The 15,570-nt window shown below is 68.9% G+C and carries 11 protein-coding genes; 7 read left to right on the top strand and 4 right to left on the bottom strand.

The annotated features are described in order from the left end of the window. Nucleotides 1-37: 37 nt before the first annotated feature. The 3 genes from AB0H78_RS37030 to AB0H78_RS37020 all read left to right on the top strand — a co-directional run bounded on the left by AB0H78_RS37030 (nt 38) and on the right by AB0H78_RS37020 (nt 2,700). Entirely contained in the window at nt 38-754 is a 717-nt protein-coding gene (locus AB0H78_RS37030; RefSeq protein ID WP_363239223.1) for a ComF family protein, read from the top strand. Nucleotides 755-1,099: 345 nt separating this feature from the next. Beyond that, the gene (gene raiA / locus AB0H78_RS37025) at nt 1,100-1,795 is read left to right on the top strand and encodes a ribosome-associated translation inhibitor RaiA (RefSeq protein WP_363239212.1); all 696 of its coding nucleotides are present in this window, start codon (nt 1,100-1,102) and stop codon (nt 1,793-1,795) included. A 164-nt stretch (nt 1,796-1,959) separates the two neighbouring features. After that, a complete protein-coding gene (locus tag AB0H78_RS37020; protein ID WP_363239211.1) occupies nt 1,960-2,700 on the top strand; it encodes a response regulator transcription factor in 741 nt (246 codons plus the stop codon). A 190-nt stretch (nt 2,701-2,890) separates the two neighbouring features. Here AB0H78_RS37020 and AB0H78_RS37015 read toward each other — a convergent pair whose 3' ends face one another. Both AB0H78_RS37015 and AB0H78_RS37010 read right to left on the bottom strand, forming a co-directional pair. Next, nucleotides 2,891-4,075 carry a crosslink repair DNA glycosylase YcaQ family protein gene (locus AB0H78_RS37015; protein ID WP_363239210.1) on the bottom strand — a complete coding sequence of 395 codons (1,185 nt, stop codon included), beginning with the start codon at nt 4,073-4,075 and terminating at the stop codon, nt 2,891-2,893. Beyond that, nucleotides 4,056-4,628, bottom strand: a complete 573-nt coding sequence (locus tag AB0H78_RS37010; RefSeq protein WP_363239209.1) for a GNAT family N-acetyltransferase — start codon at nt 4,626-4,628, stop codon at nt 4,056-4,058. The genes AB0H78_RS37015 and AB0H78_RS37010 overlap by 20 nt, the downstream gene beginning before the upstream one ends. 194 nt (nt 4,629-4,822) lie before the next feature. On the opposite strand from AB0H78_RS37010, the gene secA reads away from it, so the two are divergent. Further along, nucleotides 4,823-7,651 carry a preprotein translocase subunit SecA gene (gene secA, locus AB0H78_RS37005; RefSeq protein ID WP_363239208.1) on the top strand — a complete coding sequence of 943 codons (2,829 nt, stop codon included), beginning with the start codon at nt 4,823-4,825 and terminating at the stop codon, nt 7,649-7,651. 67 nt (nt 7,652-7,718) lie between these two features. Here secA and AB0H78_RS37000 read toward each other — a convergent pair whose 3' ends face one another. Then, entirely contained in the window at nt 7,719-8,126 is a 408-nt protein-coding gene (locus AB0H78_RS37000; protein WP_363239207.1) for an Rv3235 family protein, read from the bottom strand. A 206-nt stretch (nt 8,127-8,332) separates the two neighbouring features. Here AB0H78_RS37000 and AB0H78_RS36995 point away from each other — a divergent pair, with 206 nt between their 5' ends. Together AB0H78_RS36995 and AB0H78_RS36990 are read left to right on the top strand one after the other, a co-directional pair. Further along, nucleotides 8,333-8,839 (top strand): hypothetical protein, encoded by a 507-nt coding sequence (locus AB0H78_RS36995; RefSeq protein ID WP_363239206.1) that lies wholly within the window; start codon nt 8,333-8,335, stop codon nt 8,837-8,839. A gap of 30 nt (nt 8,840-8,869) precedes the next feature. Continuing rightward, a complete protein-coding gene (locus AB0H78_RS36990) occupies nt 8,870-9,523 on the top strand; it encodes an HAD family hydrolase (RefSeq protein WP_363239205.1) in 654 nt (217 codons plus the stop codon). 160 nt (nt 9,524-9,683) lie between these two features. Here AB0H78_RS36990 and AB0H78_RS36985 read toward each other — a convergent pair whose 3' ends face one another. Then, the gene (locus AB0H78_RS36985; RefSeq protein WP_363239204.1) at nt 9,684-10,250 is read right to left on the bottom strand and encodes a DJ-1/PfpI family protein; all 567 of its coding nucleotides are present in this window, start codon (nt 10,248-10,250) and stop codon (nt 9,684-9,686) included. Between the two features lie 399 nt (nt 10,251-10,649). On the opposite strand from AB0H78_RS36985, the gene AB0H78_RS36980 reads away from it, so the two are divergent. Then, nucleotides 10,650-15,560 (top strand): NAD-glutamate dehydrogenase, encoded by a 4,911-nt coding sequence (locus AB0H78_RS36980; RefSeq protein WP_363239203.1) that lies wholly within the window; start codon nt 10,650-10,652, stop codon nt 15,558-15,560. Nucleotides 15,561-15,570 lie beyond the last annotated feature (10 nt).

Genomic DNA, 15,570 nt, shown 5'->3' with positions numbered 1-15,570 from the left:
GTCGCCGGATGGGGTCCTTATGGGCACAGTGGAGTTCATGCGGGGGTGGTGGCGGGAGATCTCCGGTCTGGTGCTTCCGGTGGACTGTGGCGGCTGCGGCAGGCCGCATACGACGCTGTGCGAGGAGTGCGCCGGGTCGCTCCACGGTGCTGCGGCGCGACGGGTGCGGCCTGATCCGGAGCCGGGCGGGCTGCCGGTGGTGCACGCCGCCGCCGGGTACGAGGACGCGGTGCGGGCCGTGCTGCTCGGGCACAAGGAGCGGGGTGCGCTGGGGCTTGCGGGGGCGCTCGGCAGGGCTTTGGCGGGGGCCGTGCGGGCTTCCGCTCCGTACGCCTCCGGAACAGGGCCGCTGCTGCTCGTGCCGGTGCCTTCGGCGCGGAGCGCGGTGCGGGCGCGGGGCCACGATCCGGCGCGGCGGATCGCTCTCGCGGCCTCCGCGGAGCTGCGCAGGACGGGGTCGCCGGCCCGGGTGCTCGCGGTGCTGCGGCAGCGGCGTGCGGTGGCCGACCAGTCGGGGCTGAGTGCCCGGCAGCGGCTGTCGAACCTCTCCGGGGCACTGGAGGCGGCGGCGTGCGGGGCACGGCTGCTGGCGGGCGGCCGCGTGGTGCTGGTGGACGATCTCATGACGACCGGAGCCTCGCTGGTGGAGGCCGCGCGTGCGGTCGGGGAGGCGCGCGAATTCAGTGGGGGCGGAGCGCTCGGCGCCGCCGTGGTGGCTGCTCCTGTTTCCGCTTTCCGTTCTCTTTCGAAATAAACCGGAACTGATAGGCAACTTGCATCGTTGCAGGTAGTGAGAGGGAAGAGTCACCTGAACGGAGGTACGGCCCGGTAGCAGGTGCCGACACCCGTCCGATCGAGCTATGTTCGGTTGTGAGGAATCGCGAAAGCTGTGACTCACTGATTGCACGGGCACGTGTGTGTAAAGCACGGATGGCTCTGGTGTTTTCCGTAACCCCTGAAGTTGGTGGGGTGGGGATCTTCCCTTTGGGGGAGGAGGAGGTGAAAGTCGCCAAGTCCGAGACTCCGGTGCTCACCGGGGTCTGGTGCAAGAGGGAGCAGCTCCGCCGATGAGCGGAGCGACCCGGGAACGGAGTTCTGCGTGGACATCGTCGTCAAGGGCCGCAAGACCGAGGTACCCGAGCGGTTCCGCAAGCACGTGGCCGAGAAGCTGAAGCTGGAGAAGATCCAGAAGCTCGACGGCAAGGTGATCAGCCTCGACGTCGAGGTGTCCAAGGAGCCCAACCCGAGGCAGGCCGACCGTTCCGACCGCGTGGAGATCACACTTCACTCCCGAGGCCCGGTCATCAGGGCCGAAGCGGCGGCCGCGGACCCGTACGCAGCGCTGGATCTGGCCACGGGCAAGCTCGAGGCGCGCCTGCGGAAGAACAACGAGAAGCGGCACAACCGACGGGGCAGTGGCCGCATTTCGGCCGCCGAGGTCGTCGACACGGTGCCGGGTGTGGCACAGCTCAACGGCAACGGTGACGTCGTCCCCGAGGGTTCGGGCGCGGCGGGTTCTGTGCCCACAACCAAGATGGGCTCGCTCGAGGTGCAGGGCGAAGGTCCGCTGGTCGTCAGGGAGAAGACGCACGTCGCAGCGGCAATGACGCTCGACCAGGCGCTCTACGAGATGGAGTTGGTCGGCCACGACTTCTATCTTTTCGTCGACGCGGAGACCAAGGAGCCGAGTGTCGTATACCGGCGGCACGCTTACGACTACGGCGTCATTCATCTGACGACCGACCCGCTCGCCGAGACCGATGCGGGTGGCGCCGGGGGCGCACTCGGCGGATGACGGCTTAGCCGCAGTGGTGTCCCTGGGGGTGTTTTTCAGCCACCAGGGACATCGCCGTGGGGACAATCGCTGCTCTGCCCTCCCGGCATGAAAGCATGGAGTCGCGCGCCAATAGGTGCTCTGTGAGCTGCGATTGGCGCAGTAGGCCTTCAGGGGGAGGAACGATGGCGGACACCTTCGGACCGGTGCAGGACGGCAGCATGAGTGGCAGCAGTGCTTCCGAGGAACCGGGCGCATCACGCAAGGAGCCGATCCGGGTCCTGGTGGTGGACGACCATGCGTTGTTCCGGCGGGGGCTGGAGATCGTTCTTGCCGCGGAGGAGGACATCCAGGTCGTCGGTGAGGCGGGGGACGGGGCCGAAGCGGTCGACAAGGCCGCGGATCTGCTTCCCGACATCGTGCTGATGGACGTACGGATGCCGAAGCGGGGCGGGATCGAGGCCTGCACCTCCATCAAGGAGGTGGCGCCCAGCGCGAAGATCATCATGCTGACGATCAGTGATGAAGAGGCTGATCTGTACGACGCGATCAAGGCCGGGGCCACCGGGTATCTGCTGAAGGAGATCTCGACGGACGAGGTGGCGACCGCGATTCGGGCGGTGGCCGACGGTCAGTCGCAGATCAGCCCTTCGATGGCGTCGAAGCTGCTCACCGAGTTCAAGTCGATGATCCAGCGCACCGATGAGCGGCGGCTCGTGCCGGCGCCGCGGTTGACGGATCGCGAGCTTGAGGTGCTGAAGCTGGTGGCCACGGGGATGAACAACCGGGACATCGCCAAGGAGTTGTTCATCTCGGAGAACACCGTGAAGAACCATGTGCGGAACATTCTGGAGAAGCTGCAGTTGCACTCTCGGATGGAGGCCGTGGTCTACGCGATGCGGGAGAAGATTCTCGAGATTCGGTAGCGCGGGGTGGGGCGGGGCGGGGGTTGCGCTGCGCGGGGCCTGTCCCCTGGCCCGCCCCTTCCCGAAACCGGGGGCAAGCCCCCGGACCCCCGAGCCCCGTCGCTTTTCGGGGGCTCCGCCCCCGGACCCCCGCTCCTCAATCGCCGGAGGGGCTTGATTTTGCTTGGATAGTGCGGGTCGGTGCCTTGCTTCAGATTGATGCCAGGGCTGCCGTCAGGGGGGCACGGAGCGTGGGTGGGGTCACCTGTTCCACGCGGACCGTGTTGCAGCCCACCCAGCCTGCGGCCTCCGTCAGGGCCTGTGCCATCGGGGCCACCGTCTTCTCGTTCTTCAGGGAGACCTGGCGTGCCACCAGCGTCGTCCCCTCGCGGGCCGGGTCGACCCGGCCCACCAGGTGGCCGCCCGCCAGCAGCGGCATCGCGAAGTAGCCGTGGATGCGCTTGGGGCGCGGGACGTACGCCTCCAGGCGGTGTGTGAAGCCGAAGATGCGCTCGGTGCGGGGGCGCTCCCAGATGAGGGAGTCGAAGGGCGAGAGCAGTGTCGTGCGGTGGCGGCCGCGAGGTGTGGTGGCCAGGGCCTCGGGGGACGCCCACGCCGGTTTGCCCCAGCCCTGGACCGTGACCGGGACCAGGCCCGAGTCCGCGACCACCGCGTCGAACTGCTCGGCCTTCAGCCGGTGGTAGTCGGCGATGTCCGAGCGGGTGCCTACGCCCAAGGCATCGCCCGCAAGGCGGACCAGGCGGCGCAGGCACTCCTTGTCGTCCAGGTCGATGTCGAGGAGTGGCGTGGGGATCGCTCGTTCCGCGAGGTCGTACACGCGCTTCCAGCTGCGGCGCTCGGTGCACACCACGTCGCCGTACATCAGGGCCCGCTCGACGGCGATCTTCGAGTCGGACCAGTCCCACCACTCGCCGCCGTTCTTCGCGCCGCCCAACTCCGTTGCCGTGAGCGGGCCTTCGGTGCGGAGCTGCTTGATCACCTGGTCGTACGCGGACTGCGAGAGGTCGTGGTGCCACTGCGGGCGGTTGCGGTACGCGCGGCGGCGGAACGCGAAGTGCGGCCACTCCTCGACGGGGAGGATGCAGGCCGCGTGCGACCAGTACTCGAAGGAGTGACCCTCCGTCCAGTACGCGTCCTCGACGGTCCGGCGGCCCAGGGCGCCCAGGCGTGCGTACGGAATCAGCTCGTGCGAGCGCGCCAGGACCGAGATCGTGTCGAGCTGCACCGCGCCCAGGTGGCGCAGCACGCCGCGCGCACCTCCGCGTCGGTCGGGGGCGCCCAGGAATCCCTGCGCGCGCAGTGCGATCCGGCGGGCTTCGTCTGCGGACAGTTCTGTGGGTGCCATGGGAGAGAGCCTAGGAGGTGGCACTGACATAGGGGGGTTCGGACCGCAGGCCCAGGTCGCCGGGGAGCAGGGCGCCCAGCCAGGCGTCGCGGAGGCTGTCGCGGTGCAGCAGCCCGGCCCGCAGCACGCCCTCGATCCGGAAGCCCGCCCTCTCCGCGACGGCGCGTGAGGCGTCGTTGCCCACCTCGGCCCGCCACTCCAGACGTCCGGTGCCCAGCGTGGTGAAGGCCCAGCGGGCGAGCGCGGTCACCGCCTCGGTGGTGTAGCCGCGGCCGCGGTGCTCCTTGGCCGTCCAGAAACCGGTCTCCCAGGCGCCCGGGGGGTTGCGGTGGACGTTGATCGAGCCGAGGAGCGGGCCGCCGGCCAGGGGGAGCACAGCGAAGTTGTACGCGGAGTCCGTGCGCCAGCCCTCCGGCACCATCGTGTCGATGAAGAACTCCGCGTGGATCCGCTCGTACGGCGAAGGGACGGTCGTCCAGCGCTGGATCGCAGGATCCTGGCAGGCCTCGTACGTGGCCTCGATGTCGCGGCGGTCCAGGGGGCGCAGCAGCAGGCGCTCGGTGGTCAGGGTGAGGGGATCCATCGGTCGATTCTGCGCCCTTCCTCCCGGGGGCCGCCAGAGCTTTCGGCCGCCGCAGCGGCACCTTCCGGCAGCTCCGGGCGTTCTCCTTGACAGTGGACCTCCCGGCGCGGCGGGGTCCTCGCATACGATGGCCGTTGCTCTACCCCCATCACATTCGACCGAGCCAGGCCCGACCGGCAAGGAGACCAACCCCCGTGTCCGTCTTCAACAAGCTCATGCGTGCAGGCGAAGGAAAGATCCTGCGCAAGCTGCACCGCATTGCGGACCAGGTCAACTCCATCGAAGAGGACTTCGTCAACCTCTCCGACGCCGAGCTGCGGGCCCTCACCGACGAGTACAAAGAGCGGTATGCCGACGGCGAGAGCCTCGACGACCTGCTCCCCGAGGCCTTCGCGACCGTCCGTGAGGCAGCCAAGCGCGCACTCGGCCAGCGTCACTACGACGTCCAGCTGATGGGCGGCGCCGCCCTGCACCTCGGTTACGTCGCCGAGATGAAGACCGGTGAGGGCAAGACCCTGGTCGGCACACTGCCGACGTATCTCAACGCACTGTCCGGCAAGGGCGTGCACCTCATCACGGTCAACGACTATCTGGCCGAGCGCGACTCCGAGATGATGGGCCGCGTCCACAAGTTCCTCGGTCTCGAGGTCGGCTGCATCCTGGCGAACATGACTCCGGCGCAGCGCCGTGAGCAGTACGCCTGCGACATCACGTACGGCACGAACAACGAGTTCGGCTTCGACTACCTCCGCGACAACATGGCGTGGTCCCAGGACGAACTCGTCCAGCGCGGCCACAACTTCGCCGTGGTCGACGAGGTCGACTCGATCCTGGTCGACGAGGCCCGTACGCCGCTGATCATCTCCGGCCCCGCCGACCAGGCCACCAAGTGGTACGGCGACTTCGCGAAGCTCGTCACCCGCCTGGCCAAGGGCGAGGCGGGCAACCCGCTCAAGGGCATCGAGGAGACCGGCGACTACGAGGTCGACGAGAAGAAGCGCACCGTCGCCATCCACGAGCCCGGCGTCGCCAAGGTCGAGGACTGGCTCGGCATCGACAACCTGTACGAGTCGGTGAACACGCCTCTGGTGGGCTACCTCAACAACGCCATCAAGGCCAAGGAGCTCTTCAAGAACGACAAGGACTACGTCGTCATCGACGGCGAAGTCATGATCGTCGACGAGCACACGGGCCGTATCCTCGCCGGCCGCCGCTACAACGAGGGCATGCACCAGGCGATCGAGGCGAAGGAAGGGGTGGACATCAAGGACGAGAACCAGACCCTCGCCACGATCACCCTGCAGAACTTCTTCCGCCTCTACAGCAAGCTCTCCGGCATGACCGGTACGGCCATGACCGAGGCCGCGGAGTTCCACCAGATCTACAAGCTCGGCGTCGTTCCGATCCCGACGAACAAGCCGATGGTCCGCCTCGACCAGTCCGACCTGATCTTCCGTACCGAGGTCGCCAAGTTCGACGCGGTCGTCGAGGACATCGCGGAGAAGCACGAGAAGGGCCAGCCGATCCTGGTCGGCACCACCTCGGTCGAGAAGTCCGAGTACCTCTCGCAGCAGCTCTCCAAGCGCGGTGTCCAGCACGAGGTCCTCAACGCCAAGCAGCACGACCGTGAGGCGCCGATCATCGCCCAGGCCGGCCGCAAGGGCGCCGTGACGGTCGCCACGAACATGGCCGGCCGTGGTACGGACATCAAGCTCGGCGGCAACCCGGACGACCTCGCCGAGGCGGAGCTGCGCCAGCGCGGTCTCGACCCGGACGAGAACGTGGAGGAGTGGGCCGCGGCCCTGCCCGCCGCGCTGGAGAAGGCCGAGCAGGCGGTCAAGGCCGAGCACGACGAGGTCACCGAGCTCGGCGGGCTCTACGTGCTCGGTACCGAGCGCCACGAGTCGCGCCGTATCGACAACCAGCTGCGCGGTCGTTCCGGCCGTCAGGGCGACCCGGGCGAGTCCCGGTTCTACCTGTCGCTGGGGGACGACCTGATGCGTCTGTTCAAGGCGCAGATGGTCGAGCGCGTGATGTCGATGGCGAACGTTCCTGACGATGTGCCCATCGAGAACAAGATGGTCACCCGGGCGATCGCCTCCGCGCAGTCGCAGGTCGAGCAGCAGAACTTCGAGACGCGCAAGAACGTCCTGAAGTACGACGAGGTGCTCAACCGGCAGAGGGAAGTCATCTACGGCGAGCGCCGGCGCGTCCTGGAGGGCGAGGACCTGCACGAGCAGGTGCAGCACTTCATGGACGACACCATCGACGCCTACATCCAGGCCGAGACCGTCGAGGGCTTCGCCGAGGAGTGGGACCTGGACCGGCTGTGGGGCGCCTTCAAGCAGCTCTACCCGGTGAAGGCCACCGTCGAGGAGCTGGAGGACGCGGCCGGTGACCGTGCGGGCATCACCGCCGAGTTCATCGCCGAGTCCATCAAGGACGACATCCACGAGCAGTACTCCGGCCGTGAGGAGCAGCTCGGCTCGGACATCATGCGCGAGCTGGAGCGGCGCGTGGTGCTGTCCGTCCTGGACCGCAAGTGGCGTGAGCACCTCTACGAGATGGACTATCTCCAGGAGGGCATCGGTCTCCGTGCCATGGCGCAGAAGGACCCGCTGGTCGAGTACCAGCGCGAGGGCTTCGACATGTTCAACGCCATGATGGAGGGCATCAAGGAGGAGTCCGTCGGCTATCTGTTCAACCTGGAGGTCCAGGTCGAGCAGCAGGTCGAGGAGGTTCCGGTGCAGGACGCGGCCGAGAAGACCTCGCTGGAGAAGGACGACGCCGCAGTGCCCGCCGGCGCGCGTCCCGAGATCCGCGCCAAGGGGCTCGAAGCCCCGCAGCGCCCCGACCGGCTGCACTTCTCGGCTCCGACCGCCGAGGGTGGGGTCGTCGAAGGCGACTTCGAGAACGGTGACGGCGGTCCGGCCCGTTCCGAGGCCGACGGTCTGACCCGCGCGGAGCGCCGCAAGGCCCAGAAGGGCAGCAGCGGTGGCGGCGGTCGCCGCCGTAAGAAGTAACCGCGGGCGGTAGACGCGGGAAGGGCCGGGGCCCGACACCTTTGGGTGTCGGGCCCCGGCCTTTTTGCTACGGCTGCGAAGGGACCCGCTCGCCGCCCAGTTCCACCGCTGCGCAGCGCCAGCGCAGGTCTGCGCCCTGCTCCAGGCGGAACGCCATGGCCCTGACCTGTTCGCCGGCCGCGATGGTGACCGCCGCCTCGACCACTCCCGGGCGGGGGTGGCCGTACCACCGGCACTTGTGCACGACGGGGTGGGCGCGCTGGTCGAGGAACGGGGTGTGCGGGGCGAGGTCGATCAGCTGCTGGTACGCCTCGCCGACGGTGTGGTTGAGCATCCAGTGCACGGGTTTCTGCCCGCTGAGCACGGCCAGGAGCTTCTGCGCGAACAACTCGTGCGGACGGATGGTGTGCCGCTGGGCCGGAACCGTGCCCGGCCTGCGCTGGTCCCGCCTGGATGCGGGCCTCGTGGTGGTCATGTGCGCCCCCGCTCTGCAGGGCCCGGCGATGAACTTCTACCGGGCGGTAACTTTCTGCTTGGGGTTCTTCTACAGGCGGTGAGCGAGGGGTGGCAAGGGGGGAGGGTCCGGGTGGCAGGGAGCGTGCAGGATCACCTATCCGGGTGGCGGGGCGGCTCCGAACGTATCCTGGGGTCCCGTATACGGAACGACGAAAGCAGCCCGCCATGCGCGCGTACGTCCCCCTGACCCTCGCCGGTCTCGCAGCGGCGCATACGTCGGGCGAGCTCGGGCCCGCACCGCTGACCGCCTATGCCGTCACCCCGGCACTGCGCGAGTGGTACGTCTCGGACGACATCGAGGAACTCGAGTACGCGGCCCTCAACCGGGCCGCCTCCGCCTCGCTGCGGCTCCTCGCCGGGGACCCTGCCGCCGTCCGCCGCCGGGTCGTCGTCGCCGTCGACATCCCCGACGGGTCTGCGGCGGCCGACCCCGACCGGGGCCTCGACCAGGCGGCGCTCGGCGAGGTGCGGATCGCCGCGGTGGTGCCGCTCGCCAAGGCGGCCGCCGTACACGTCGACGCGGACGACGCCGAGGGTGATGTGACCGCGGCGGCCGGGGCGCTGGGCGCCGCGGACCAGGGCGACGGCGACGCGCAGTTCACCGTGGACGGTGCGGAAGATCATGAGCTGCTCTGGTTCGGCGTGCAGGAGATTCCCCACCTCATCGGCTGACTGTCAGTCCCTGCGAGTACGGTTTTCTCCATGGGGACGCATCTGGTGTGGGACTGGAACGGCACGCTCTTCGACGACAACGCGGCGGTCATCGGCGCGACCAACGCCGCCTTCGCGGAGCTGGGCATGGAGCCGATCACGCTGGAGCGCTACCGCGAGCTGTACTGCGTACCGGTACCGCGCTTCTATGAGCGGCTGATGGGGCGGCTGCCGACCGAGGCTGAGTGGCTCGTCATGGACGAGGCCTTCCACCGGCACTACTGGGCGGGTGCGGAGCAGGCCCGACTCGCTTCCGGGGCCGCGGAGTTGCTGGCCGGGTGGCAGTCCGGCGGGCTCACGCAGTCGCTGTGCTCGCTGGCCCCGCACGAGCATCTGATACCCATCGTGCGGACGCATGGGATCGAGGAGCGGTTTGTGCGGGTGGACGGGCGGGTGGGTCCTTCGAACACGGGCAAGGCCGAGCACATGGTGCGGCATCTTGCCGGCCTGGAGGGCGTCGACCCTGGGCGGGTCGTCGTCATCGGGGACGCGGTCGACGATGCGAGGGCTGCGCAGCATGTGGGGGCGCGGGCCGTGCTCTATACCGGGGGGTCGCACAGTCGGGGGAGTCTGGAGGCGGCTGGGGTGCCTGTGGTGGATTCTTTGGCTGAGGCGGTGGAGTGGGCGCGGGGGTTTGCTGCTTAGGGGTGGGGCGGGGGTGGGGTGCGGCTGCGGCTGGGGTGCCCTGCGCGGAGCTTGTCCCCTGACCCGCCCCTTCCCGAAACCGGGGTCGCACCCCGGCCCCCGCTTTCGGGGGCTCTGCCCCCGGACCCCCGCTCCTCAATCGCCGGAGGGGCTGAATTTGTCAGGTGACCGGGACCTTTGAGCGCAGCACCGTCAGGAACTCGCGCATCCATGCCGAGTGGTCCGGCCACGCCCGCGCCGACACCAGCGTTCCGTCCACCACCGTCTCCGCGTCCTGGAACACCGCCCCCGCCGCCTCCATGTCCAGTTCCAGTGCCGGGTACGCCGTCACCCTGCGACCGCTCAGGCCGCCGATCGCCGCCGTCAGCAGGGGGCCGTGGCAGATCTGTGCCACCGGCTTGTCCGTGTCGAAGAAGGCCTTGAGGATCTTGCGGAGCTCCAGGTCGTTGCGCAGGTACTCGGGGGCCCGGCCGCCCGGGATCACCAGGGCGGCGTACTGGCCGGGGTCGACTTCCGCGAAGGCCAGGTCCGCCGGCCAGGTGTAGCCGGGCTTCTCGGTGTACGTGTCGAAGCCGGGCTCGAAGTCGTGCACCACGAAGCGGAGCGTCTTGCGGGTGGGGGCCGCGATGTGGACCTCGTAACCCTCCTCGCGCAGGCGCTGGTACGGGTAGAGGACCTCCAGCGATTCCGCCGCGTCGCCGGTGACTATCAGGATCTTCGCTGCCATGGCTGGTGCCCGCTCCCTTTGGCCGTGCAGGTCGTGTGGTTCCCGCCAACGTCCATCCGGCCGGAGTCTTTGTCCAGAGGGGCAGAGTTCGGACCCCAGTTTTGTACAGATATGGCTCATGACGGAGTGCGGTCCGGGGGAGATAGCCTTGACCCGTGATCAGCGCGATATCCCGCGGGGGCAGTGACGCCCCTGCCCTGCGCCCGGCGCACCACCGTGCCCGGGCCATCGCCGCATCCCGTTTCCCCTTCCCCGACCGGACGCCGAAAATGGCCAATAACGGTACGGGCATCTCTCATCGCGGCATAACGTCGACATCGACCGGAAACCCCGCGTCGTGGCGTCGTGTCGCACCCTTCCCCTACGTCACGCAACGGCGCGCGACAGGAGCCAGAGGACATGCAGACCAAGCTGGACGAAGCCAAGGCCGAACTGCTCGCACGGGCGGCCCTGGTAGCCGAGAACAGCCCGTCGGGACTCCCCGGCGGCAGTGATCAGGACACCGTGCTCGCCTACCTCCAGCGCTACTACCTGCACACCGCTCCCGAGGACCTCGGTGACCGCGACCCGGTCGATGTCTTCGGTGCGGCGCTTTCGCACTACCGGCTGGCCGAGACGCGGCCACAGGGCACCGCCAACGTCCGCGTCCACACGCCGACCGTCGAGGAGAACGGCTGGACCTGCAGCCACTCCGTCGTCGAGGTCGTCACCGACGACATGCCCTTCCTGGTCGACTCCGTCACCAACGAGCTCTCCCGGCAGGGTCGCGGCATCCATGTCGTCATCCACCCGCAGGTTCTCGTACGGCGTGACGTCACCGGCAAGCTGATCGAGGTCCTGGCCGCCGGCGCCACCGCCCCGGAAAGCCACGAGACCGTCGTCGAGTCCTGGATCCACGTCGAGATCGACCGCGAGACCGACCGCGCCGACCTGAAGCAGATCACCGCCGATCTGCTCCGGGTCCTCTCCGACGTACGCGAGACCGTCGAGGACTGGGACAAGATGCGCGATGCCGCCCTGCGCATCGCCGAGGAGCTCCCCTCCGAGCCGACCGCCGACGACCTGCGCACCCAGGAGGTCGAGGAGGCCCGCGAGCTGCTGCGCTGGCTGGCCGCCGATCACTTCACCTTCCTCGGCTTCCGCGAGTACCAGCTCACCAAGGACGATGCGCTGGCCGCCGTTCCCGGCACGGGGCTCGGGATTCTGCGTTCCGACCCCCAGCACCACGAGGACGACGCGCACCCCGTCTCGCCCTCCTTCAGCCGGCTGCCCGCCGACGCCCGCGCCAAGGCGCGCGAGCACAAGCTGCTCGTGCTGACCAAGGCCAACAGCCGGGCGACCGTGCACCGGCCCAGCTACCTCGACTACGTCGGCGTGAAGAAGTTCGACAAGGACGGCAATGTCGTCGGCGAGCGGCGCTTCCTGGGGCTCTTCTCCTCCGCCGCGTACACCGAGTCCGTGCGGCGGGTTCCTGTCGTACGGCGCAAGGTCGCCGAGGTGCTGGAAGGTGCGGGCGTCTCGCCGCACAGCCACGACGGGCGTGATCTGCTGCAGATTCTCGAGACGTACCCGCGCGACGAGATCTTCCAGACCCCCGTCGACCAGCTGCGCGCCGTCGTCACCTCGGTGATGTATCTGCAGGAGCGCCGCAGGCTGCGGCTCTACCTGCGCCAGGACGAGTACGGCCGCTACTACTCGGCCCTCATCTACCTGCCGCGCGACCGCTACACCACCGGCGTGCGTCTGCGCCTCATCGACATCCTCAAGGAAGAGCTCGGCGGCACCTCCGTCGACTTCACCGCCTGGAACACCGAGTCGATCCTCTCCCGCCTGCACTTCGTCGTACGGGTGGAGCCCGGCACCGAGCTCACCAAGCTCACCGAGGCCGACACCGACCGCATCGAGGCCCGCCTCGTCGAGGCCGCCCGCTCCTGGGCCGACGGCTTCTCCGACGCGTTGAACGCCGAGTGCGGCGAGGAGCGCGCCGCCGCCCTCCTGCGCCGGTACGGACACGCCTTCCCCGAGGGCTACAAGGCCGACCACTCACCGCGCTCCGCCGTCGCCGACCTGGTCCACCTGGAGCAACTCACGCAGGGGCGCAACGACTTCGCGCTCTCGCTGTACGAGCCCGTGGGCGCCGCCCCCGGCGAGCGCCGCTTCAAGATCTACCGGATCGGCGAGCAGGTCTCCCTCTCCGCCGTGCTGCCCGTGCTGCAGAGACTCGGCGTCGAGGTCACCGACGAGCGTCCCTACGAGCTGCGCTGCGCCGACCGTACGCACGCCTGGATCTACGACTTCGGGCTGCGGATGCCCAAGTCGGCGGGCAGCAACGGCGATTACCTCGCCGACGACGCCCGCGAGCGCTTCCAGCAGGCCTTCGCCGCGACCTGGACCGGCGAGGCCGAGAACGACGGCTTCAACTCCCTCGTCCTGGGCGCAGGGCTCAACTGGCGCCAGGCCACGGTGCTGCGCGCGTACGCCAAGTACCTGCGCCAGGCCGGGTCGACTTTCAGCCAGGACTACATGGAGGACACCCTCCGCACGAACGTCCACACCACCCGCCTCCTCGTCTCGCTCTTCGAGGCGCGGATGTCGCCGGACCGCCAGCGGGCCGGGACCGAGCTCACCGACGGGCTGCTCGAAGAGCTCGACGGGGCCCTCGACCAGGTCGCCTCGCTCGACGAGGACCGGATCCTGCGGTCCTTCCTCACCGTCATCAAGGCCACGCTGCGGACCAACTTCTTCCAGGAGGCGGAGGGCGGCAAGAGCCACACCTATGTCTCGATGAAGTTCGACCCGCAGGCCATCCCCGATCTGCCGGCGCCCCGCCCGGCGTACGAGATCTGGGTCTACTCGCCCCGCGTCGAAGGCGTGCACCTGCGCTTCGGCAAGGTCGCGCGCGGCGGTCTGCGCTGGTCCGACCGGCGTGAGGACTTCCGTACGGAGATCCTCGGCCTGGTCAAGGCGCAGATGGTGAAGAACACCGTCATCGTGCCGGTCGGCGCCAAGGGCGGCTTCGTCGCCAAGCAGCTGCCCGACCCGGCCGCCGACCGTGACGCCTGGCTCGCCGAGGGCATCGCCAGCTACAAGACCTTCATCTCGGCGCTGCTCGACATCACCGACAACCTGGTGGCCGGCGAGGTCGTGCCGCCCGCCGACGTCGTACGCCACGACGAGGACGACACCTACCTGGTCGTCGCCGCTGACAAGGGCACCGCGACCTTCTCCGACATCGCCAACCAGGTCGCCGAGTCGTACAACTTCTGGCTCGGTGACGCCTTCGCCTCCGGCGGCTCGGCCGGCTACGACCACAAGGGCATGGGCATCACCGCCCGCGGCGCCTGGGAGTCCGTCAAGCGGCACTTCCGCGAGCTCGGCCACGACTCGCAGACCGAGGACTTCACCACGGTCGGCGTCGGTGACATGTCGGGCGACGTCTTCGGCAACGGAATGCTGCTCAGCGAGCACATCCGCCTGGTCGCCGCCTTCGACCACCGGCACATCTTCATCGACCCGAACCCCGACGCGGCCACCTCGTACGCCGAGCGCCGCCGGCTCTTCGAGATGCCGCGCTCCTCATGGGCCGAGTACGACAAGAGCCTGCTGTCGGCGGGCGGCGGCATCCACCCGCGCAGCGCCAAGTCCATCCCGCTCAACGCGCACATCCGCGAGGCGCTCGGCATCGAGTCGGGCGTCGCCAAGATGACCCCGGCCGATCTGATGCAGGCGATCCTCAAGGCGCCGGTCGATCTGCTGTGGAACGGCGGCATCGGTACGTACGTGAAGTCGAGCGCCGAGTCGAACGCGGACGTCGGCGACAAGGCCAACGACGCGATCCGCGTCAACGGCGAGGAGCTGCGCGCCAAGGTCGTCGGCGAGGGCGGCAACCTGGGCCTCACCCAGCTCGGCCGCATCGAGTTCGCCCGGGCGGGCGGCAAGATCAACACCGACGCCATCGACAACAGCGCGGGCGTCGACACCTCCGACCACGAGGTGAACATCAAGATCCTGCTCAACGGCCTGGTCGGCGAAGGCGATCTGACCGTCAAGCAACGCAACATCCTGCTCGCGGAGATGACCGACGAGGTCGGCCACCTGGTGCTGCGCAACAACTACGCGCAGAACACCGCGCTGGCCAACTCCGTCGCCCAGTCCTCCTCTCTGCTCCACGCCCAGCAGCGCTTCATGCGCCGCCTGGGCCGCGACAAGCACCTCGACCGCTCGCTGGAGTTCCTGCCCAGCGACCGGCAGATCCGTGAACTGCTCAGCGCGGGCAAGGGGTTGAGCCAGCCGGAGCTGGCCGTGCTCCTCGCGTACACGAAGATCACGGCCGCCGACGAGCTGATCACCACCGGGCTCCCCGACGACCCGTATCTGCAGAAGCTGGTGCACGCCTACTTCCCGCAGCAGCTGCGCGAGCGCTACCCGGACGCGATCGACTCGCACCCGCTGCGCCGCGAGATCATCACGACGGTGCTGGTCAACGACACGGTGAACACCGGTGGTTCGACCTTCCTGCACCGACTGCGGGAGGAGACGGGCGCGTCGATCGAGGAGGTCGTACGCGCACAGGCCGCGGCCCGCGAGATCTTCGGTCTCGCCGCCGTCTGGGACGAGGTCGAGGCGCTCGACAACAAGGTCGCCGCCGACATCCAGACCCGTCTGCGCCTGCACTCGCGCCGGCTCGTCGAGCGCGCCACGCGCTGGCTGCTCGGCAACCGCCCGCAGCCGCTCGACCTCAGCGAGACCATCGCCTTCTTCAGCGAGGGCGTCGCCCAGGTCTGGGCCGAGCTGCCGAAGATGCTCCGCGGCGCGGACCTGGAGTGGTACCAGGGCATCCTCGACGAGCTCACGGCGGCCGGTGTCCCGGAGGAGCTGGCGCTGCGGGTGGCCGGGTTCTCGTCCGCCTTCCCGACGCTCGACATCGTCGCGATCGCCGACCGTACGGACAAGGACCCGATGGCCGTCGCCGAGGTCTACTACGACCTCGCCGACCGCCTGGCGATCACCAAGCTGATGGACCGGATCATCGAGCTCCCGCGGGCCGACCGCTGGCAGTCGATGGCCCGCGCCTCCATCCGCGAGGACCTGTACGCGGCGCACGCGGGCCTCACCCAGGACGTCCTGTCGGTGGGCAACGGAGCGTCCAGCCCCGAGCAGCGCTTCAAGGCGTGGGAGGAGAAGAACGCCTCGATCCTGGGCCGTTCGCGCTCCACCCTGGAGGAGATCCAATCCTCGGACTCCTTCGACCTGGCGAACCTGTCGGTCGCGATGCGGACGATGCGGACCCTGCTGCGTACGCACGTGTAGCGGCAGCGGT

The sequence above is a fragment of the Streptomyces sp. NPDC050738 genome, from assembly GCF_040654175.1.
Classification (GTDB): Bacteria; Actinomycetota; Actinomycetes; order Streptomycetales; family Streptomycetaceae; genus Streptomyces.
Note: the sequence above shows the minus strand (reverse complement) of the source record. Positions and strands in the feature narration are given on the sequence as shown.